Origin of the sequence: Xenorhabdus cabanillasii, assembly GCF_003386665.1 — a bacterium.
In the GTDB taxonomy this organism is placed as follows: domain Bacteria; phylum Pseudomonadota; class Gammaproteobacteria; order Enterobacterales; family Enterobacteriaceae; genus Xenorhabdus; species Xenorhabdus cabanillasii.
Genome location: NZ_QTUB01000001.1, coordinates 1,665,026 through 1,684,447 on the forward strand (window position 1 = coordinate 1,665,026; position 19,422 = coordinate 1,684,447).

Consider the following 19,422-nt stretch of genomic DNA (forward strand, 5'->3'; position numbering starts at 1 on the left):
TTGTTTGATTTAAAATGTTTTTCGGTATTTCAGGGGTTATTGATTTTAAAGTTATTGTTAGTCAGATGATTGTTCTTAAATGGTTCTGCGCTTAGTACTTAGCTTTTTTGTAGTAACCCTACACAGTATTTATCCTTCTAAATAAAACATGTGCCAGGCTCTATTTCTGGTTGTTTTAATCGTTGGTCGAGAAGTGAATAAATAGGTTTTCATAATTGTGATACACTCAAATTTTAAAGATTCCTTACTCCTCGCGTCTTTAAATTTTATGATTCAATGAAATTGGTTTAAGGAGTATTCTTACTAAATACAGCATAATTAGAGAGCTGTTTTTATGAGCCTTCAAATGATAATTGTTGTTTATATCAAATTTGTAATCGCATCATTCAACGCTATACTCCAGACAACAAGAGTTGATTTCGGGTTGAATACTCTAATCAGAGGATACATATTATGAAAATCTTGAAGTTATCAGTTGCAGCATTACTGGTGTTGTTTTCAAGTGCAGTACTTGCAGCGCCCACAGTATCAACAGATCACACTGCCAAAACTGCCACAACAGTGGAAAAGAGTGCCAAAACGGCTGAAAATAAAGTTAGCTCGTTAGAAAAGAAAGCGGGTGAAAACAGTAAGAAATTAACGAAGAAAGGAAATACTAAAGCTAAAAAAGGTATGAATACTGCGCTTTGTAAAGATGGAACTTATAGTAAGAGTAAATCGCGTAAAGGTGCATGCTCACGTCACGGTGGTGTCGCTAAATGGTTATAGTTTTCCGGTGACTTTTTATTATGTCTAATTTAGGGGGCTCAGGCCCCCTAATTACTTTCCAATAAGAGTCTCTTTCTTAATTGTTACGCTTTATACACCAGTTATTGTGAAAATAATATTTTTCTCGATATTGCCAGTGTATTGTTAATTCTAAAATGCGTTAGATTAGAATAGAAGCTTAAAGGTATTTTATTCACTAAGAAGAAAAGATGTAAGGAAGCAATATTAAATCAATTGATTTAGTATTGCTTCCTTACTTATTTAAGCTAACTATTAAAACATAATTAACCACTAAAATAGATAACTAAAAATAGATAAATTCATATCTGATGATTCACATAACTAAATTAATTTTTACATTGATGATTTAAGGAGGGTGAGAAATTGTTTTTTATTAAAAATAAATGAGTTAAACATAATATTGTGAATCAAGTATTCTTTATTTTAGATAAAAAATAGTAGGGAAATATGTGATAAATAACACTATTTTCCAGATAAAATTCCAATAATTATTACACTTATTTACGGTATTAAGTAAAAAATATAGATTATTGTCAGTAACGTGCTAATATTCGTTACGTAATTAACCTCACGAATCACGAATAAAGATAGCTATAGATTGATTGCTTTGTTAATATTCGTGTGTTTTTTTATCCAGAGTAATAAAACGAGGAGAAGCAAATGCCCTCTCGAATGATGAGGACAACTGCGGTCTTCGCTTTCTTTCTCTCTTTAATCTTTACTGGATTGAGCAATGCTTCAACCAATAGCTCAAAAGTGAAAGAGTATTCTCACAATGGCATAAAGCATCATTTGCCTGATTTGCGAAAATACCCTTCAGGTACACCCAGGAAGAAAGCGTTTTTAAATATTGTTGTCCCTGTAATTGATAAGCATAATCAACAGATTATGCAAGACCGCACATGGCTCCTGTCGCACCATAAATCACATAAATGGTCTGTACAGGATATCAGGCGATTGCAGAGGATCTGCACAGATTACAAAATGACTTGTACCTTACCAAAATGGGTTGACTGGCAGCAGTTGTTGAATAGGGTTGATATTATTCCGACCCATTTCGTTGCTACTCAGGCTGCCGCAGAATCAGGATGGGGAACATCAGAACTTGCACTGAAAAATAATAACCTGTTTGGAATGCGTTGTCGCTCATGCGGCAAAGCTAAAGGGAAAATTAAAGGTTATTCAGTTTATGATTCGATTGAAGACTCTGTCATCGCCTATATGAAAAATATGAATACGCATCGTGCTTATGAGTCACTGCGTACTTCACGTGCAAGGCAGAGAATAGCACAAGTGCCACTTAATACCGGCAAACTGATCGATCATCTTAAAGGTTATTCCGAATTAGGTGCTGGCTATAATCGTTATTTACATAAAGTATTTAATGGCAATAAGGAATTAATTTCACAAGTACAGGAATACGGAAAGTGATTGCCAATAAATATGAGTAATATGGCTATTCTTCAATAATCCGCACTGTATTAATTACAATGTGGATTATTTTTTATCATGATAGTCTAAAAACCGTTAGCACATCACAGCATCGCGAAATAGATCATACCGACAATTGCTCCTGTTGTACCTAAAATAGTTTCCATGATTGTCCATGTTTTTAAGGTCTGTCCTTCTGTTGCCCCGGTAAATTTACCGAACAACCAGAAACCAGAATCATTGACATGGCTGAAGATCAATGAGCCACCAGCGATACATACAGAGAGTGCTGCCATTTGTGCACCGGAATAACCCAGTTCACCGATAACAGGCAGTATCAGGCCAACAGTGGTCAGGCAGGCAACAGTGGCTGAGCCCTGTATCACACGTACAGCGCCAGCCAGAATAAAACATGCCAATGCGATTGGCAGGCCGACACCAATCAACGCGTTACCCAACGAAGGCCCTACACCGGAATCAATCAATACTTGCTTGAAGACGCCACCCGCACCTGTGACCAGTAAGATAATACCCGCTGGTTGGATTGCCGCAGAGCAGACATCCATTACTTTTTCTTTGCTCATGCCACGACGAATTGCCAGGCCATAAATTGCCACCAGACAGGCAATTAAAATTGCGGTGAAAGGATGACCGATAAATTCCAGCCACTGATACAGTACAGATTGTTTATCAACAAAACGGGCACCAATGGTTTTCAATCCGACTAATACTAATGGAAATAGCACCAGTGACAGACTGAACACAAAAGAAGGCATTTGATTCTTACCAATGCTTGGTGTGCTCAGATCTTTGGGTAAATCCAGAGTGACATATTTGCTGATGAAATTACCGTATACTGGGCCAGCCAGTAACATACCGGGAATTGCCGCACTCAGGCCAATCAGGATCATCCAGCCAAAATCTGCTCCCATTTGAGAAGCCAGCATCATTGGAGCCGGCCCCGGCACCAGAAACGCCGCCGCCGCTGCCACACCAGCAAATAATGGAACCGCCAGTTTTACCACATTACCGCCAGTCCGACGTGCAACAGCAAAAACCACGCCGATCAACAGTACAATCGCTACATCAAAAAACAGTGGTAATGCACAGATAAGGCCTGCAATACCTAGCGCATAATTAGCCCGTTTTTCACCGAAGCTGCCCAGTAATTTTACGGCGATTTGATCAAGTGCGCCTGTTTCATGCAGGATTTTGCCAAACATGGCTCCTAGTGCGACTACAATAGCAAGGAAGCCCAATGTGCCTGACATACCGTTTTGCATAGTTTGAGCGATTTTTTCTAATGGCATCCCGGAAAAAATACCGGCTCCCATTGAAACCAACATCAAGGCGATAAAGGCGTGCATTCGGGCCTTCATCACCAAAAACAGCAGCAGAAGAACAGAGCCGACAGCTGTCAGCACCAGCGTTAATGTACTCATTAATGCCTCTTAGTAATATGGTGGATTGTTTTAATTGTGTTTTTAATTACTTCATCAAGAGCTGGTTTGATATCAATAGCATGGATATCTTTCTCATCACTCGTCGGTTCTTCTAATGCCTCAAATTGGGAGATCAGCATTTGTGGTTTGAAAAAATGTCCTTTACGTGTTTTCAGGCGGCTTTCAATTAATTCAAAATCCCCCTGCATATACAGGAATGACAAGTTTTTGTTACCGTTACGCAGAATATCCCGGTAGCGTTTTTTCAGGGCAGAACACACCAGCAAAGAGACGTTATTGGTACGTTGCATGGCAAAAATGGCATCATTAAGCGCTTCCAGCCACGGTTGACGATCATCGTCATTCAGGGCATGACCTTCTGCCATTTTCTTAATATTGGCGCGGGGATGAAGGAAATCTCCATCTAAAAATGCAGCATCCAGTTTATGGGCAACACCATTGGCAACGGCAGATTTACCACTGCCGGATACCCCCATCAATATAAAAACATGGTTTGGCTGCTGGGTATCGCTCATCATCAAACTCCTTTGTGCAGATTGTGTCACTTGGTCGTCCTTGTGATTGAACTGCAATATTTTCTTTGTGAAATATTACCTGTGAAATGTTACCGGTAACTACCTATTGGCAACATTATCAGCAGCAAAGGATGGTGAGCAATCAATCAAGATTGGTAAAAAAGGAAAATGTGAGGCCTATCGCAATTGAAGATGGGGAGATATCATTTTAAGCTACAAAAATTAAACACTTTCACCTAATGAAAGCGTAAATCCAACGTCAATAAGAGTTTGTTCTAGTTTTTCGCCCTTTAGGCGTGCAAGCAATGCTTCTGCTGCCTTGCGTCCTATTTGGTCACGGGGAGTCAACACGCTGGCAAGTTTTGGGGTCATGACCTGACCGACATCATGCCCATGGAAACCGGCTACAGCAATGTCTCCCGGTACTTTGATCCCCTGACGCTGACATTCAAATATTGCACCAATCGCGATATCGTCATTGGTACAAAACAGGCCGTCAACATCAGGATATTTCTGGTAAGTTTCCTGTAAGAGTCGGACACCCAATGAGTAAGATGAACTGGCCGGTGTCATCACTTTTCTTGGTTGTAATCCCGCACTGCGCATTGCTGTTTCATATCCTTCCAAACGGATCAACGTTCTTTCATCCTGCCGTGCACCGAGATAGACAATATTCTGGCAACCACGTCCGAGCATGGATTCTGTCATCTGACGTGCTGCTTCAAAATTATCGATACCAACGGCAACATCAAGGCAGGGCGATACACTGTCCATCAGTTCTACAACAGGGATACCAGTGGTTTCCAATACTTTCAGGGTTTTGGGAGTATGTGTTCGTTCGGCCAGGATCAGGCCATCAATATTATAGGAAAGCAGGGAAAGCAGACGCTCTTCTTCTTTCTGCGCAGAATAACCATAATGCGCGAGCATAGTCTGATAGCCATGACGGTCTGTCACATGTTCAATACCGCGGATAACTTCGGCAAATACCTGATTGGTTAATGAAGGAAGCAATACCCCGATTGTCCGGCTGGTGGAATTGGAGAGAATATCCGGCACGCGATTAGGAATGTAGCCCAGTTGATCCAGGGCCGCAGCAATCCGTTCCCCTAAAGCCTGGGAAACCTGATTTGGATTACGTAAGAAACGGCTGACCGTCATTTTTGTGACGCCAACGAGGTCTGCAACATCTTGTAAAACGGGGCGTTTTTTTCTTCATTTTCAATGCGGTGCAATCAATATTGGGAGGAGCAAGCTAATTAAGTGTGGTTTTAACACATTTAGACACCATAATAATACGGTTTTTAGCAAAAAATTCTGGCTGACTCACATTCCATAGAGACTGCATTTATTCGTCAACTGCCATGAAATTTTTAGGGTGAAAAATAATCAATCTGAAATTGTTTATATAAAAGTCACTGTGGTTAAAATATTTGCCCTTAGCTATTCATTTGTAAGCATTTTTGGTTAAACATACATAATATAGCTTATGCTAGTCTGCCGAGTCTTTCATTTTCCTTTGAGTGTATTATGACCTTAACTAACTTCAGCAAATTGTTAGCCGCTACATTCTGCTTTGTAACTTCATACAGTTATGCAGAAAGTGAGCGCCCACTTTTTTCATTGACGATGACTGAATCTGGTGTACCGCAAACGAATAGCGATGGTAGTTTATCCCGCTCTGCAAAATCAGAATCTCGTGTTCTGCCTATTTGGGGTGATGAAGCCCGAGCCAAAGGCTATGATCTTCCTGAGCCATTTGGTGTCAGTTATGGTTATATGAACCTGCGCCAGGATGTTGTTGTGGATAGTATTAAGTTTGAGTTTACTAATCCAAAGCTTAAAATTTTTGAAGAAAATACTGTTGTTAATGCTGGTGATACCCGGAGCAGAAATGAAACCCATTTACTGAAACTGGATACATGGGTTCTTCCTTTCCTAAATGTATATGGTGTTTATGGAAAGACTAAAGGCAAATCTAATACAAACTTGGACAACATTGTTGTCCTTGGTGATGCTGATACCTATAAAGATATTCCTTTCGAACTAAATTTCAAAGGAAAAACCTACGGTGGAGGTGCAACGCTTGCTGGTGGATATAATCAGTTTTTTGCCACTTTGGATGCTAACTATACCCGCACTAATCTGGATGTTTTAGATGGGGACATTAGTGCATTTGTCGTCACACCGCGTGTTGGTTATGAATTTGTTTTCGAACCATTATTCACTGGGCAAGGGAATAGCAAAGTTCAGGTATGGGTTGGCGCTATGTATCAGGACATTACACAACGTTTTAAAGGTGATGTTAGCAATCTCGATCTTCCGTCTCAGTTGTCAGAAGCATTTAGTTTGGTTTCTGGCATGACCGACATCAAATTCGATGTCAAACAACACCTTGCCCATAAATGGAATAACACTGTCGGTGCCCGTTTCGAAGTCACCCGTAATTTCAATATATTATCTGAAGTTGGTTTTGGTAACCGGAACAGCTTCTACGTTTCTGGTGAGTTCCGTTTTTAATGTTGGGCCTTACGACGATCAAAAGGCTGGTAATATCCAGCCTTCTTATTTTTACGACTGCATCAGCTTATGCGGATATTTTGCCTGATCGGCAAAAAATTGATGGCTGGCTTGAAGAGTTAGGTGGCAGTAATCAATTCGATGCCAGCAAGAAAATTGACTGGGGTGTGCTGCCCGGCCCTTTTTATACGCCTGAAATGGGCGTGGGGATTGGCGTGGCGGTGGTCGGGCTTTATCGGCCTGACAGTAACGATCAGATCAGTCAGAATTCTTCTCTGGGACTCAGTGGCTTTGGCTCATCCACGGGTGCATTTGGCCTGAATTTTACCAATTACAATTTTCTTGCCAATGATCAGTGGCGGTTATTTATTTCCGGTACGCTCAATAACACCCCAACCTATTATTGGGGGCAAGGTTATCGCGCCGGGAAGGATAATCGCAATAAAGAAAGCTATCGTTCGCAGGAATTTGATATTCGTCCCCGTGTGCTTTATCGGGTTGCTGATGCAACCTATATGGGATTAGGCTGGAATTTCTCATCCGTCAATGCCAGTGACACCGATGTTCAGGCGAAGAAATATTTTGCACAGTCCGTTGGTGGTGCTGCTGTCATAAGTTCTGGTGTAAGTGCATATTTCAGTTATGACACACGGGACTTTCTGCCTAACCCTCAGCATGGTCAAACTGTTGAGCTTATTTATACCTATTTTTCCCCTGAATTAGGGGCAGATCATCATTTTCATATCACTCAATTACAGTTTTCAACTTATCACCAGCTATCTGAAAAAAACTGTGTTAGCCTTTGATAATTATGCCCGTTTCAGTGCAGGTGATGTACCGTGGAACCAATTATCCCTGTTGGGGAATAGTCAGCGTATGCGTGGCTACTATGAAGGGCGCTATCGTGACAAAAACATCTTCACCACTCAATTAGAGTTAAGGCATAAGCTGGACTGGCGCCACGGTATTGTTGGTTGGATAGGTACGGGAACATTGAGTGATACCCCTTCAAAACTGGGTGACAGGCATTGGCTCCCTTCAATTGGCGTGGGCTATCGTTTTGAGTTTAAACCACGTATGAACGTCAGGTTAGATTTTGGTATCGGAAAAGACAGTACCGGGTTCTATTTTCAGGTTGGAGAAGCATTTTGAAGTGTTTGGTAACATTGTTTTTAGCAACATTGTTTTTAAGTTTTCTGTTGATAGCATGCCAAAGTAAACCAACTCCGATGATACCTGTCGAGCTGATGCTCAAAAGTGATACACATGAACAGGCGAAAACCGATTGGCCAGTTCTGAGTCCTCTTGCTCCTCCTGAGGGGTTAAGAGCGTGCTGTGTATTCGGTTACAACCTTAAAGCAGACGCATTGGGGATCCCTATGCCTCTCTTTAGTATCGACAATATTGTTGAAGCTGAAAAATTGGGTGAGCACCACTATAACGATAGCGTTTTGGGAGCGAGTGCTGCGTTATTGGGGATCAGTAATGAAAAAATCGGTTTGCTATATACCGAGAAAGGCGGGTTTATTGATATAGCCCATGTAAGGGATACCGCAGACTATACCCTTTATTTCTTTAGCCAGATTTATGCTCACCTGGGGCAAGAGTGGGTGCTGACGTTGGATGATGAGCTTGCGGCGCGTAAAATCCACTTTTTTGCATTTACACCACCGGAAGATCCCGCTGAACGTTATACTCTGAGTGCTTATCTGGCCGCAAAACTGGCATTTCAGTTAGCCGCCTGGCATGAAATTGCCCAATGGTACGGCTATCAGTCTATTCCCGGATTTTCAGAAGCCGTTTCGGCATTTTCCCCGGAAGACCTCTATTCCAATCTGTTGGGCGCGAGACTGGCACTGACGCTGATTTTGCAAGGTCAGGCATCTTCCGTCAGTCAGTTTTCTACTGCCATCGCAAATATTCTGCCAATAGCATTACATGAACTGGGCGCTTACAATAGATCAGGCACAAAAAAGATGTTTGATAAGGTTGATGGTGTATGGTGGAACAGTTATCAGCGTATTTCTAAAAAATTTCTGCTGCTGCGCAGGAACTATGAAACTCAGGATGATCGCTATCCATTAATGCCATTTGATAAAGAGAAGTCTGCTTTACGTCTCTCTTTGCCTGAATCTTATCAACATTTCTCGCTGGATAAGTTGGCTGAATTCCAGTTATGGCCAACGGATAAGATGAAAAAACTACCTGTGCCACAACGTTATTGGACAGTGAAAGATTTTCCAATGCTGGCGGAAAAAGCTGAAAAGCAGGACATGAAACAGTTGTTGAATAATAAATAACTGCTTGTATTTTATCTCCCGGCTATATAAGTGCTATACCGAATAAGTATTCTGTTTGGTTGTTTTTGCAGTTGTGCAAAATAAGCTTGCTATAATTAAGCAGGAAGAGTCGTTTAACTACACTTCCTGCTAATCAATTATGCTGACAAGACAATTTTCAGTGCTTTTTCTTGCGCTGCATTATTAAATACGTCATAAGCGGTTTCTATTTCATTCAATGGGTAATAATGAGTGACCAGCTTTTCAGGTGCGATTCGGCCGGATTGAACGCTTTTCAGTAGCATAGGAGTACTGCTTGTATTGACCAGTCCAGTGGTGATAGTGATGTTTTTGATCCAGAGATTTTCCAGATGTAAATCGACGGATTTACCGTGGACTCCCACATTAGCGATAAATCCACCCGCTGCAATGATGTCCTGACATATTTTGAAAGTTGCGGGGATACCCACACACTCAATGGCAACGTCTACGCCAAAGCCACCAGTCAGTTTATTGATGATTGCTGCTAAGTCTTGTCGTGTCGGATTGATAATTGTGTTAGCGCCGAGCTGTTGGGCGACGCTAAGACGGTTATCATCAGTATCGATCATGATGATATGTGCCGGAGAGTAAAATTGTGATGCCAGTAGTGCTGATAGTCCGACAGGCCCTGCACCAATCAAGGCGATAGTATTTCCGGGTTGGACTCTGCCATTGATAACACCGATTTCAAAGCCTGTTGGCAGGATGTCACTCAGCATTAAGGCAGCTTCTTCATCGACATCATCTGGCAGGCGATGAAGACTATTATCAGCATGGGGAATACGTACTTTTTCTGCCTGTGTACCATCAATCTTATGCCCCAGGAGCCAGCCACCATCTTTACAGTGCGCATAAAGCTGACGTTTACAATGAATACAACTACCGCAGACGGTGATACAGGAAATAATCACTTTATCACCGACCTTGATATTGCGGACTGATTCTCCAACTGACTCAACGATCCCAATGCCTTCATGTCCTAATGTCCGGCCTTGCTCGACGGTAGGAACATCTCCTTTGAGGATATGCAGATCTGTGCCACAGATTGTTGTTTTGACGATGCGGATGATAGCATCCGTTGGTTCGATGAGTTGGGGTGGCGCTTTTTCTTCCCAGAGTTTTTTTCCGGCTCCGTGATAAACAAGTGCTTTCATATAACCCCCTTCACAGGTGTTGGTTGTCACTCACGTTATTAGTTGTTTGAAGTTTAGCAGATTATAACGTTTTCGGTCTTCGGGGTGTTTTCTGAGCCTGTCGCGAATAATATAGAATATGCCGGATATTGCTCTGGATAGTCTGGGCCAGACACATACAGATTGGATCTTGGAGTTTGCTATCTCTGGAAGGGGTGAAACAGGATAAAAGCAGCCCCTGTTGGGGCTGTATGTATCATTCGTCTTGTTGTTCTTCTTTAGCTGCCTGAAGTTTCTCTTTATCTGTCCTTTCCTGTTTCTTTTTCAGTTTCTGCCAGATGCGGCTTTCCTGACCTCGCCAGAGACGTTGGATGTTATCGTGGTGTCGCATAAGTATCAGGCATGAAAGCATTGCGACAGGAAAAGTAAACTCCGGTTTGAACCACCAGACGTAGAAAGGCACAACGAGGGCACTGATGATTGCGCCTAATGACGAGTAGCCGCTCAATAATACGGTCAGCAACCATGTCCCGGCAACCAATCCCATTAAATCCCAGCCAATAGCAGCAATAGAGCCGAATGCAGTGGCGACACCTTTGCCTCCCTTAAAATGGAAAAATATTGGGTAAATATGTCCTAAACAGGCAGCGATGGCGATAATGCCTAAATAAAAAGGTTGAATGTCGAGTTTATATGCCAGCCAAACAGGGATCATGCCTTTCAGTACATCGCAGATCAGTACTGCCAGCGCGGTAGCTTTGCCGCCAATACGCAGTACATTTGTTGCTCCCGGATTACCGGAACCATGCTGGCGGGGATCGGGTAATCCTGCCAGACGACAGATCAATATCGCGCTGGATATAGAGCCACACAGATACGCGAAGATGATCATACCAAGCGCGATAGCACTCATAAGATATCTCCAATGAATAAAGGTCGTTTTCTTTACTATAACAATGGATAATACGCACATTTAGCCGGAAGTGGTATCCGGTGAACCGAAAAACGGAGAAACGGCGTGATGGATATCGTATTTATTGAACAATTAAGCATCATTACTACCATTGGCGTATATGATTGGGAACAAACAATTAAGCAAAAGCTGGTGTTTGATATCGAAATGGGCTGGGACAATAAACGCGCAGCTTCCAGTGATGATGTTGAGCACTGTCTGGATTATGCCAAAGTCAGTGAAACAGTGATCCGGCATGTGGAAAATCAGCGGTTTGCTTTAGTTGAACGTGTGGCAGAAGAAGTCGCTGATATTTTGCTGAATCAGTTTAATACGCCGTGGGTCAAAATTAAAGTCAGTAAACCAGGCGCAGTAGCACAAGCAAAAAGTGTGGGTGTCTTGATTGAACGCAGAGCGAATTAATGCTGATTTTGTTGCCAGTAAGTAATGGCGAGCTGGCGCTGTCGTTCTAACTCTGTACGGATTTCAGCCCCCTGAAAACCACGGGAAATGATTTGCTGAACATTAACCTGACTGGCAATAGCAAAGGCTTCCCGCAAATATTTTTCGGGTGGATAAACAGACGCTTTTAGCCCTGTACGGGCAAAGGCATCGGCTTTGCTACAGACAGCTAATTGCTCGATACGTTGGGGTTTTCGCCATACGTCGATGGTATTGAACAGTATCAGCAATTTTTCTGCCGGTAACTGTTCAGCAGTGTGTACCCAGTCATAGTATTGTGCCACGATGCCGGCAAGGTCACGTATTGAATTGGGTATGCGCAACCGTTCGCACATCTGCTTAATCTGCTTGTTTCCAGTGTGAGTACAAAGTGAGGCGAAGCGGATATCGATATCGGTACTCAGTTGAGTGGATATTTGCAGGATATTCAGAGAATGCATCCCCATATCCGTTTCCATAGAAGTCACACCAAACAGATTATCGATTTCAGGGAAAAGGATCGCCAGAGCACCACAGTTACGTAAGACCTGGAAGTAAACATGTGGAGATTGTGAGGCGAGCGCTTTTTCAGTCTCCCGCCAAACCCGTTCTGGTGTTAACGACGATAACTCACCATTCGCTGTCATTTCAGAGATCAGTGTTTGCGTTTCTTTAGCAATGGAAAAGCCTAAATGAGCAAACCGGGCAGCAAAACGTGCCAGACGCAATACACGCAGAGGGTCTTCTGAAAATGCTTCCGAAACATGACGCAGGATACGGTACTTAAGATCTTCTGTACCGTGATAAGGGTCGATCAATTCACCTTCAGGAGTTTGTGCAATGGCATTGATGGTCAGATCCCGACGTAACAGATCTTCTTCCAAAGTAACATCGGGGGCCGAGTAACAGGTAAAGCCGGTATACCCCTGACCGGATTTTCTCTCTGTCCGTGCCAGCGCATACTCTTCATGAGTATTGGGATGCAGAAAAACCGGAAAATCTTTTCCAACCTGCTGGTATCCCTGAGATAACAGTTCTTCCGGGCTGCCGCCAACGACAACCCAGTCTCTTTCTGTAATCGGCAGATCCAGAAGTTGATCACGAACGGCACCGCCAACCAAATAAACTTTCACTCTTACTCCCTTAAATCAGCTCATCCAACGATCTTTGCGTTTACGACGTGGAACGATATGTGGCAGTACAAGACCTAACAATAAGCCAATACCTGCAACTGCACCACCATACATGAACCACTGCAAGATAATCGCTCTTTGCTTATCATCCAGTTGTAAGTTGGCAATTTCGACTTTTTTCTCCGCTACAGTCAGTTTGCTCTGGAGCTTCGCATTTTCTGCTTTTAAATCATTGATGATTTTATCGCTGGCCGCCACTTTGTTCTGCATCTCTGCGGTACGTTGATTCCAGCTATTATCAATATTAGCTAATTGTTCGGTCAGCGTTTTGATCTTCTGCTCCATGGCGGGAATGCGTTCACGCAGGCTGGGAATAACGCTGAGCTCACTGGTTAAGATCCAGCTTGTACGCCCTTTACTATCCCTTACTTGTGAATAACCATTCTCTGATTTTGGATTTACCAGAACAACCTCAGCGCCGGCATTCAATGAACCCATAATGCGATGTTGATTACTGGGGCCGCTGCGAATGTAAGCTGATAATTCATCAGAGACATAACGTTTTTCCTCAGCATACACGGATAATGGAAGTGTAAGACCGAGTAATAAAATAAGTAATCGATGTAGTTTTTGCATTCTGTCTTCTACTGTTTTTGGTGTATGGGTTACAAACTGATAGGGTTGCAAACTGATAGTAAAGAGTAAAGTTTGCGGGTGCAATCAGTAAACCAGAATGAATCTTCATTTAACTGACCGAATACAGGCATTGTTAGCGTTTTTTTGGCGGAGTAATACGATTACCTGGCGATGTAACACAATCATTGTTGAGATAACACACAGTTGTGGTTTATTTTTCCTGTTCCTGAAAAAAGTTGTGGTTAGGGTTAAACGTGATCCGCCCTGTGTTAATTGAGAGAGAAAAAATATGCGTTCTGTAGAAGTAGAGTTGAAACTGTCTGTAAAACCCGAAACGATATTGGCAATTCGTAACCAGCTGTTTCAGCTTACTAATCATTACACTTCACCACAACATTTAACTAATATTTACTTTGAAACACCGAATAATCAATTGCGCCGCTGGGATATGGGATTGCGTATCCGTGGTTTCGATGAACAGTATGAAATGACTATCAAAACAGCGGGGCGGGTCATCGGAGGTCTCCATCAGCGGCCGGAATTTAATGTTCCTCTTCAGCAGCCAGAACTGGATTTAGCCAGCTTTCCTGCTGAGATCTGGCCTGAGAATACTGATCTTACCCGATTGCAGGCTCAATTGACTGAACTGTTCAGTACAGATTTTTGCCGTGAAAAATGGATTGTGAATTATGGTCAGAGTGAAATTGAAGTTGTATTGGATCAAGGAGAAATCCGGGCCGGAGAGAGAACCTCACCAATTTGTGAGTTTGAACTGGAGCTGAAAACAGGCAATGTGTCAGATGTGTTGTCATTGGCAGATGAACTGGCAATACAGGGGGGATTGCGACTGGCGAACAAGAGTAAAGCTGCACGAGGATATGCTCTTGCCAGTAACAGATCTCCTGCCAAGCTGGTGGAAGGAAAGGCACCTGTAGCACTCGAATGGCAGCAACCGTTATCTGTTCTTCTTGCCGGAATGCTGGATCAGTGGCAGGCGCAGGAGGAAGAGTGGTTGGCAGGAATAGCCGCAGGCAAAACAGGGCTGGAACAGACTCTGGAATGGGTAAAACTTCTGACTGAAAAGCAGGGAAAAACGGCCCCGGCACTCAGTTTATTACCTGAATTAAAAGAGGCGCTTTCTACAGGTGATGCAGAAGTATTGTGTTACAGCGCAAAATGGCTGCAATGCAAACTGGCGTTGACTCAGTGGTTGATGGCTCAATAACAATTAAAAAAGGGAAACCTTACTTATGTTGCCACTTTCATCAATTTTAACTCACCAATTACAACATGTTATTGCGAATTTCCAGCAAGCGACAGAAACGACAGAAGTTTTTGCACCTCATGAACAGGCAGTATTGGCACTGAGTGATTTTGTTGCAGAAAACATACTGTCACATCCTGCATGGTTGGTTGAAATTCGTCAGAATCCCCCTCAGCCTGATGAGTGGCAACACTACGCAGATTGGTTGAATCAGGCTTTGTCAGTGGTTGGTGATGAAAATTCACTGATGCGAGTTCTGCGTCTTTTCCGTCACAAGATGCTGGTGAGAATCGCATGGTTGCAGGCGCTGCAAATAAGCACGACAGAGCAGACATTGCAACAATTGAGTGTATTAGCTGAAAGTCTGATTATTGCTGCCCGCGATTGGTTGTATCGGCATTGTTGTCAGGATTGGGGAACACCGACTGATCAAGCGGGTATAGCGCAGCCGTTGTTGATCCTTGGCATGGGGAAACTGGGAGGAGGAGAACTTAATTTTTCCTCTGATATCGATCTGATTTTTGCATATCCAGAAAATGGTGTGACACAAGGTGGTCGCCGCGAGATGGATAACTCCCAGTTTTTTACCCGATTGGGACAGAAACTTATCAAGGTATTGGATCAACAGACGGTGGATGGTTTTGTTTATCGTGTTGATATGCGATTACGTCCGTTTGGTGACAGTGGGCCGTTGGTGTTCAGCTTTCCGGCGCTGGAGGATTATTATCAGGAACAGGGCCGGGACTGGGAGCGTTATGCCTTGATAAAGGCCCGGATTTTGGGGCCGGATGATCAGGCATATTGTTATGAGCTACGCCAGATGTTGAGGCCATTTATATTTCGTCGTTACATTGATTTCAGCGTGATCCAATCTTTACGCAATATGAAAGGCATGATTGAACGGGAAGTGCGCCGGCGGGGTTTAAAAGACAATGTTAAACTGGGGGCGGGAGGGATCCGGGAAATTGAATTTATCACACAGGTATTTCAGTTGATCCGTGGAGGACGAGAGCCAGGTCTGCAATCCCGCTCATTATTACTGACACTTAAGTCCATCGAAACATTGGCGTTATTGACCCCAGAGCAGGTCAGACAACTGGAAGAAAGTTACCTGTTTTTGCGTCGGTTGGAGAATCTGCTGCAATCTATTCGTGATCAACAGACACAAACTTTACCGGAAAATGAGCTGGATCGTGCCCGTTTATCCTGGGGTATGGGATTTGCTGACTGGCATGAGTTAGCCGTGGAAGCAGCGAAAAAAATGTCTGCCGTCCGGGACATCTTTCAGCACCTGATAGGAGATGAAACGGAAGAAAATAATGAGGAAGCTGCACATGCACCATTTAAGAGTTTATGGCAGGAAGGCCTGAACAGGGATGAGCTGATGGCGCTTGTTCCTCACCTGAATGGATCTGAAGCGCAGAAGATGCTCGATATGGTTGCATTGTTACGCCACGATATCAGTAAGCGCACCATTGGCCCACGGGGGCGTGACGTACTGGATCATTTGATGCCGCGCCTTTTGGCAAAGATTGCTGCAAAGAAAACGGGTGCAAGGGAAGATACAAATATTGTGCTGGAGCGGATTATTCCATTGCTGCTCAGTATTGTCAGCCGAACAACTTATCTGGAGCTGATGCTGGAATCAGAACAGGTGATGACCCACGTTATTCGTCTGTGTGCCGCTTCTCCGATGATTGCCAGCCAGCTTAGCCGCCATCCTTTATTATTAGATGAATTACTCGATCCTGCATCATTGTACGAGCCTTTGCCTCTGGAGGCTTATCGGGATGAATTGTATCAATATTTATTGCGCATCCCCGAAGATGATGAGGAACAATTGCTGGAGGCGTTGAGACAATTCAAACAGGCACAATTATTGCGGATAGCCGCAGAAGACATAGCAGGCGCTCTGCCGATTATGAAAGTCAGTGATCATCTGACTTATCTGGCGGAAGCGATTATCGGCGCGGTAGTTCAACAGGCCTGGCATCAGATGGTAAAACGTTATGGTGTACCGACACATTTATCTCAGCGTCAGGGGCTTGGTTTTGCCATTATTGGTTATGGTAAATTAGGCGGTTGGGAACTGGGTTATGGTTCTGATTTGGATCTGGTATTTTTACTGGATTGTCCGATGGGCGTAATGACTGATGGCGCCCGTTCTATTGATGCTCGTCAATTCTATTTGCGTCTTGCTCAGCGCATTATTCACTTGTTCAGTACCCGAACGGCTTCGGGCGTGTTGTATGAAGTTGATGCCCGTTTGCGTCCGTCCGGTGAATCAGGGATGTTGGTCAGTACCCTTGAAGCTTTCGATGATTATCAGAAAAACGAAGCGTGGACGTGGGAGCATCAGGCATTGATTCGGGCCCGTATGGTATTCGGCGATGAAAAAATGCGGGCGGATTTTGAACGCATTCGTCGGGAAACGTTATGTATGCCACGGGATCCTGATCTGCTGCGTCAGCAGGTACGTGAGATGCGGGAAAAAATGTACCGGCATTTGGGAAGTCATCAACATGGTCAGTTTGATATCAAAGCTGATCCCGGTGGTATCACCGATATTGAATTTATTGCTCAATATCAGGTACTGCGGTATGCACAGGAAAATGCCAAATTGACCCGTTGGTCTGATAATGTTCGCATTTTCGAACTCATGGCAGAACACAATATTATGGATGAACAGGAAGCAATGGCATTAATACAGGCTTATATCAGCCTGCGCAATGAACTGCATCATCTTACTTTGCAGGCGTTATCCAGTCGTGTCTCTGTTGAACGTTTCAGCCAGCAGAAAACACGGGTGCACAATAGCTGGCAGAAGTGGCTTGGTGCTAACCGGGCAGAATAAGCCAGAGAGAAATAGGCTTTTTCTGAGGTTCTTGCTGGTATTTAGGTGGGTTATGGTAATATCCGCAACAATTTATTTTGATATTTGGAGCATGGGATGAACGTAGCACTCCCTGATTTTCACCGCGCAACTGTTTTGGTTGTTGGCGATGTCATGTTAGATCGTTATTGGTACGGCCCAACCAGCCGCATTTCACCGGAAGCTCCGGTTCCTGTCGTTAAGGTCGATACTATTGAAGAGCGTCCGGGAGGGGCGGCTAACGTCGCCATGAATATCGCGTCACTGGGTGCCCATTCACATTTGGTGGGATTGACGGGTATTGATGATGCTGCGCGGGCATTGAGCAAAAAACTCAGCAGCGTGAAAGTTCAGTGTGATTTTGTTGCTGTGGCAACGCATCCAACCATCACGAAGCTACGTATTTTATCCCGTAATCAGCAACTGATACGTCTGGATTTTGAAGAAGGGTTCCAGAACGTAGACGCACAGCCGATATTGGAAAAAATCCAGCAATCCTTGCCACATATCGGAGCGCTGGTGCTTTCAGATTATGCCAAGGGAGCGTTGAATCAGGTTCAGGCAATGATCAAATTGGCGAATGAAGCGGGTGTCCCTGTTTTAATCGACCCAAAAGGCAACGATTTTGAACGTTACCGGGGTGCAACATTGCTGACGCCGAATATGTCAGAATTTGAAGCCGTGGTTGGTCATTGCAAAGATGATGACGAGCTGGTGCAGAAAGGCATGCAACTGGTGCAGGATCTGGAACTGAAAGCCCTGTTGATCACCCGTTCTGAACGAGGCATGAGCCTGCTGTGTGTGGGACAACCACCTCTGCATTTGCCAACTCAGGCACAAGAAGTTTTTGATGTAACGGGGGCTGGTGACACGGTGATTGGTGTTTTGGCAACGGCAATCGCAGCAGGAAAACCATTGGCGGAGGCCTGTTATCTTGCTAACGCAGCCGCAGGAGTCGTGGTCGGGAAATTGGGAACATCTACCGTTTCTCAGGTGGAGCTGGAAAACGCGGTGCGTGGTCGTGCAGAAACAGGTTTTGGTGTGATGAATGAATCACGTCTGAAAGAGGTCGTCGAACAGGCGCGTCAGCGCGGTGAACGTATCGTGATGACGAATGGTTGTTTTGATATTCTCCATGCTGGTCATGTATCTTATTTGTCCAATGCCCGTAAACTAGGCGATCGTCTGATCGTGGCGGTGAACAGTGATGCTTCGACCAAACGCCTGAAAGGGGAAACACGGCCAGTGAATCCACTGGAACAACGGATGCTTGTATTGTCTGCGCTGGAATCGGTGGATTGGGTAGTAGCATTTGAAGAAGATACACCACAGCGCTTAATTGCGGGAATTCTGCCTGATATCCTGGTCAAAGGTGGGGATTATAAGCCAGAAGAGATTGCCGGTAGCAAGGAAGTCTGGGCTGCTGGTGGAGAAGTGAAGGTATTAAATTTTGAAGATGGGATCTCAACGACCAATATCATCAAAATGATTAAAAATCAGTAAGATTACCTGCATCATAATGCCGTTATGTTCCTTTCATGATTTAACTTGTGACATAAACGGCATTGTCTGAATGAGCGGGAAAATTGTGTCTTGCAGCAGTTCTCCTTAATACCTGCTATTCAGTTTTCTTTTCAGCACCTGGTTGTTGGCTTTCGAGACGGGCTTCCAGCTCACTCAGGCGCTGTTCCATACTAACCAATTTTTCACGGGTACGCAGTAATACCTGAGTCTGGATATCAAACTCTTCACGATTGACGAGATCCAGTTTACTCAGTTGGGATTGCAATATAGTACGCAATTTTTTCTCTACATCATCACCGAACTCTTTTACGCCTTTCGGCATAGCACTGTGGATCTGGCGGGCAATTTGTTCAATTTTTTTGGGATCGAGCATGATGATAATCCTTTTAATGACAGAGCTGTTAAATGAATAATAAAACAGTGTTGTG

The 19,422-nt window shown here is 43.8% G+C and carries 15 protein-coding genes and 2 pseudogenes; 9 read left to right on the forward strand and 8 right to left on the reverse strand.

The window, feature by feature from the left end; all coding sequences use genetic code 11:
• The first annotated feature begins 453 nt into the window (after positions 1 to 453).
• The gene (locus BDD26_RS07970) at positions 454 to 768 is read left to right on the forward strand and encodes a DUF3761 domain-containing protein (protein WP_038259800.1); all 315 of its coding nucleotides are present in this window, start codon (positions 454 to 456) and stop codon (positions 766 to 768) included.
• A gap of 681 nt (positions 769 to 1,449) precedes the next feature.
• Positions 1,450 to 2,220 carry a protein bax gene (locus BDD26_RS07975; protein WP_115826155.1) on the forward strand — a complete coding sequence of 257 codons (771 nt, stop codon included), beginning with the start codon at positions 1,450 to 1,452 and terminating at the stop codon, positions 2,218 to 2,220.
• Positions 2,221 to 2,324: 104 nt separating this feature from the next.
• On the opposite strand, the gene gntU is transcribed toward BDD26_RS07975, so the two are convergent.
• From gntU to gntR, 3 genes and pseudogenes are all read right to left on the reverse strand, one after another.
• Positions 2,325 to 3,662 carry a gluconate transporter gene (gene gntU, locus BDD26_RS07980; RefSeq protein WP_115826159.1) on the reverse strand — a complete coding sequence of 446 codons (1,338 nt, stop codon included), beginning with the start codon at positions 3,660 to 3,662 and terminating at the stop codon, positions 2,325 to 2,327.
• Positions 3,662 to 4,198: a gluconokinase gene (gene gntK / locus BDD26_RS07985; protein WP_115826161.1), complete on the reverse strand. Its 537-nt coding sequence runs from the start codon at positions 4,196 to 4,198 to the stop codon at positions 3,662 to 3,664. Before gntK ends, gntU begins: the two co-directional genes overlap by 1 nt.
• A gap of 222 nt (positions 4,199 to 4,420) precedes the next feature.
• A pseudogene (gene gntR / locus BDD26_RS07990) lies at positions 4,421 to 5,413 on the reverse strand (gluconate operon transcriptional repressor GntR); the annotation flags it as partial.
• 315 nt (positions 5,414 to 5,728) lie between these two features.
• Here gntR and BDD26_RS07995 point away from each other — a divergent pair.
• The 3 genes and pseudogenes from BDD26_RS07995 to BDD26_RS08005 all read left to right on the forward strand — a co-directional run bounded on the left by BDD26_RS07995 (position 5,729) and on the right by BDD26_RS08005 (position 9,018).
• Positions 5,729 to 6,718 (forward strand): hypothetical protein, encoded by a 990-nt coding sequence (locus tag BDD26_RS07995; RefSeq protein WP_115826163.1) that lies wholly within the window; start codon positions 5,729 to 5,731, stop codon positions 6,716 to 6,718.
• Positions 6,718 to 7,870: pseudogene (locus tag BDD26_RS08000) on the forward strand (BamA/TamA family outer membrane protein). Before BDD26_RS07995 ends, BDD26_RS08000 begins: the two are co-directional and overlap by 1 nt.
• Positions 7,871 to 7,947: 77 nt before the next feature.
• Positions 7,948 to 9,018, forward strand: coding sequence for a DUF4056 domain-containing protein (locus tag BDD26_RS08005; RefSeq protein ID WP_115827516.1), 1,071 nt, complete (start codon positions 7,948 to 7,950; stop codon positions 9,016 to 9,018).
• Between the two features lie 137 nt (positions 9,019 to 9,155).
• Here the strand turns inward: BDD26_RS08005 and BDD26_RS08010 are convergent, their stop codons facing one another.
• Positions 9,156 to 10,193, reverse strand: a complete 1,038-nt coding sequence (locus BDD26_RS08010; protein ID WP_115826165.1) for a zinc-dependent alcohol dehydrogenase family protein — start codon at positions 10,191 to 10,193, stop codon at positions 9,156 to 9,158.
• Positions 10,194 to 10,428: 235 nt separating this feature from the next.
• Positions 10,429 to 11,085 carry a glycerol-3-phosphate 1-O-acyltransferase PlsY gene (gene plsY, locus BDD26_RS08015; RefSeq protein ID WP_038259817.1) on the reverse strand — a complete coding sequence of 219 codons (657 nt, stop codon included), beginning with the start codon at positions 11,083 to 11,085 and terminating at the stop codon, positions 10,429 to 10,431.
• Positions 11,086 to 11,193: 108 nt separating this feature from the next.
• On the opposite strand from plsY, the gene folB reads away from it, so the two are divergent.
• Positions 11,194 to 11,547, forward strand: coding sequence for a bifunctional dihydroneopterin aldolase/7,8-dihydroneopterin epimerase (gene folB, locus BDD26_RS08020; protein WP_115826166.1), 354 nt, complete (start codon positions 11,194 to 11,196; stop codon positions 11,545 to 11,547).
• On the opposite strand, the gene BDD26_RS08025 is transcribed toward folB, so the two are convergent.
• Positions 11,544 to 12,698: a multifunctional CCA addition/repair protein gene (locus tag BDD26_RS08025; protein WP_038259819.1), complete on the reverse strand. Its 1,155-nt coding sequence runs from the start codon at positions 12,696 to 12,698 to the stop codon at positions 11,544 to 11,546. The genes folB and BDD26_RS08025 overlap by 4 nt on opposite strands.
• A 15-nt stretch (positions 12,699 to 12,713) precedes the next feature.
• Entirely contained in the window at positions 12,714 to 13,334 is a 621-nt protein-coding gene (locus BDD26_RS08030; RefSeq protein WP_038259820.1) for a TIGR04211 family SH3 domain-containing protein, read from the reverse strand.
• A gap of 289 nt (positions 13,335 to 13,623) precedes the next feature.
• On the opposite strand from BDD26_RS08030, the gene BDD26_RS08035 reads away from it, so the two are divergent.
• The 3 genes from BDD26_RS08035 to hldE all read left to right on the forward strand — a co-directional run bounded on the left by BDD26_RS08035 (position 13,624) and on the right by hldE (position 18,973).
• Positions 13,624 to 14,559 (forward strand): CYTH domain-containing protein, encoded by a 936-nt coding sequence (locus BDD26_RS08035; RefSeq protein WP_115826168.1) that lies wholly within the window; start codon positions 13,624 to 13,626, stop codon positions 14,557 to 14,559.
• A gap of 25 nt (positions 14,560 to 14,584) precedes the next feature.
• On the forward strand, positions 14,585 to 17,452 hold the full coding sequence (gene glnE, locus BDD26_RS08040; protein ID WP_115826170.1) for a bifunctional [glutamate--ammonia ligase]-adenylyl-L-tyrosine phosphorylase/[glutamate--ammonia-ligase] adenylyltransferase: 2,868 nt from the start codon (positions 14,585 to 14,587) through the stop codon (positions 17,450 to 17,452).
• A gap of 96 nt (positions 17,453 to 17,548) precedes the next feature.
• Entirely contained in the window at positions 17,549 to 18,973 is a 1,425-nt protein-coding gene (gene hldE / locus BDD26_RS08045; RefSeq protein WP_038259822.1) for a bifunctional D-glycero-beta-D-manno-heptose-7-phosphate kinase/D-glycero-beta-D-manno-heptose 1-phosphate adenylyltransferase HldE, read from the forward strand.
• A gap of 115 nt (positions 18,974 to 19,088) precedes the next feature.
• Here the strand turns inward: hldE and ubiK are convergent, their stop codons facing one another.
• On the reverse strand, positions 19,089 to 19,367 hold the full coding sequence (gene ubiK / locus BDD26_RS08050) for a ubiquinone biosynthesis accessory factor UbiK (protein ID WP_038259823.1): 279 nt from the start codon (positions 19,365 to 19,367) through the stop codon (positions 19,089 to 19,091).
• Positions 19,368 to 19,422: the final 55 nt, after the last annotated feature.

Excerpts from the sequence above, each read along its gene's own strand:
- BDD26_RS07970 (WP_038259800.1), top strand. The coding sequence starts at position 454 with ATGAAAATCTTGAAGTTATCAGTTGCAGCATTACTGGTGTTGTTTTCA.
- BDD26_RS07975 (WP_115826155.1), top strand. The coding sequence starts at position 1,450 with ATGCCCTCTCGAATGATGAGGACAACTGCGGTCTTCGCTTTCTTTCTC.
- gntU (WP_115826159.1), bottom strand. The coding sequence starts at position 3,662 with ATGAGTACATTAACGCTGGTGCTGACAGCTGTCGGCTCTGTTCTTCTG.
- gntK (WP_115826161.1), bottom strand. The coding sequence starts at position 4,198 with ATGAGCGATACCCAGCAGCCAAACCATGTTTTTATATTGATGGGGGTA.
- BDD26_RS07995 (WP_115826163.1), top strand. The coding sequence starts at position 5,729 with ATGACCTTAACTAACTTCAGCAAATTGTTAGCCGCTACATTCTGCTTT.
- BDD26_RS08005 (WP_115827516.1), top strand. The coding sequence starts at position 7,948 with ATGATACCTGTCGAGCTGATGCTCAAAAGTGATACACATGAACAGGCG.
- BDD26_RS08010 (WP_115826165.1), bottom strand. The coding sequence starts at position 10,193 with ATGAAAGCACTTGTTTATCACGGAGCCGGAAAAAAACTCTGGGAAGAA.
- plsY (WP_038259817.1), bottom strand. The coding sequence starts at position 11,085 with ATGAGTGCTATCGCGCTTGGTATGATCATCTTCGCGTATCTGTGTGGC.
- folB (WP_115826166.1), top strand. The coding sequence starts at position 11,194 with ATGGATATCGTATTTATTGAACAATTAAGCATCATTACTACCATTGGC.
- BDD26_RS08030 (WP_038259820.1), bottom strand. The coding sequence starts at position 13,334 with ATGCAAAAACTACATCGATTACTTATTTTATTACTCGGTCTTACACTT.
- BDD26_RS08035 (WP_115826168.1), top strand. The coding sequence starts at position 13,624 with ATGCGTTCTGTAGAAGTAGAGTTGAAACTGTCTGTAAAACCCGAAACG.
- glnE (WP_115826170.1), top strand. The coding sequence starts at position 14,585 with ATGTTGCCACTTTCATCAATTTTAACTCACCAATTACAACATGTTATT.
- hldE (WP_038259822.1), top strand. The coding sequence starts at position 17,549 with ATGAACGTAGCACTCCCTGATTTTCACCGCGCAACTGTTTTGGTTGTT.
- ubiK (WP_038259823.1), bottom strand. The coding sequence starts at position 19,367 with ATGCTCGATCCCAAAAAAATTGAACAAATTGCCCGCCAGATCCACAGT.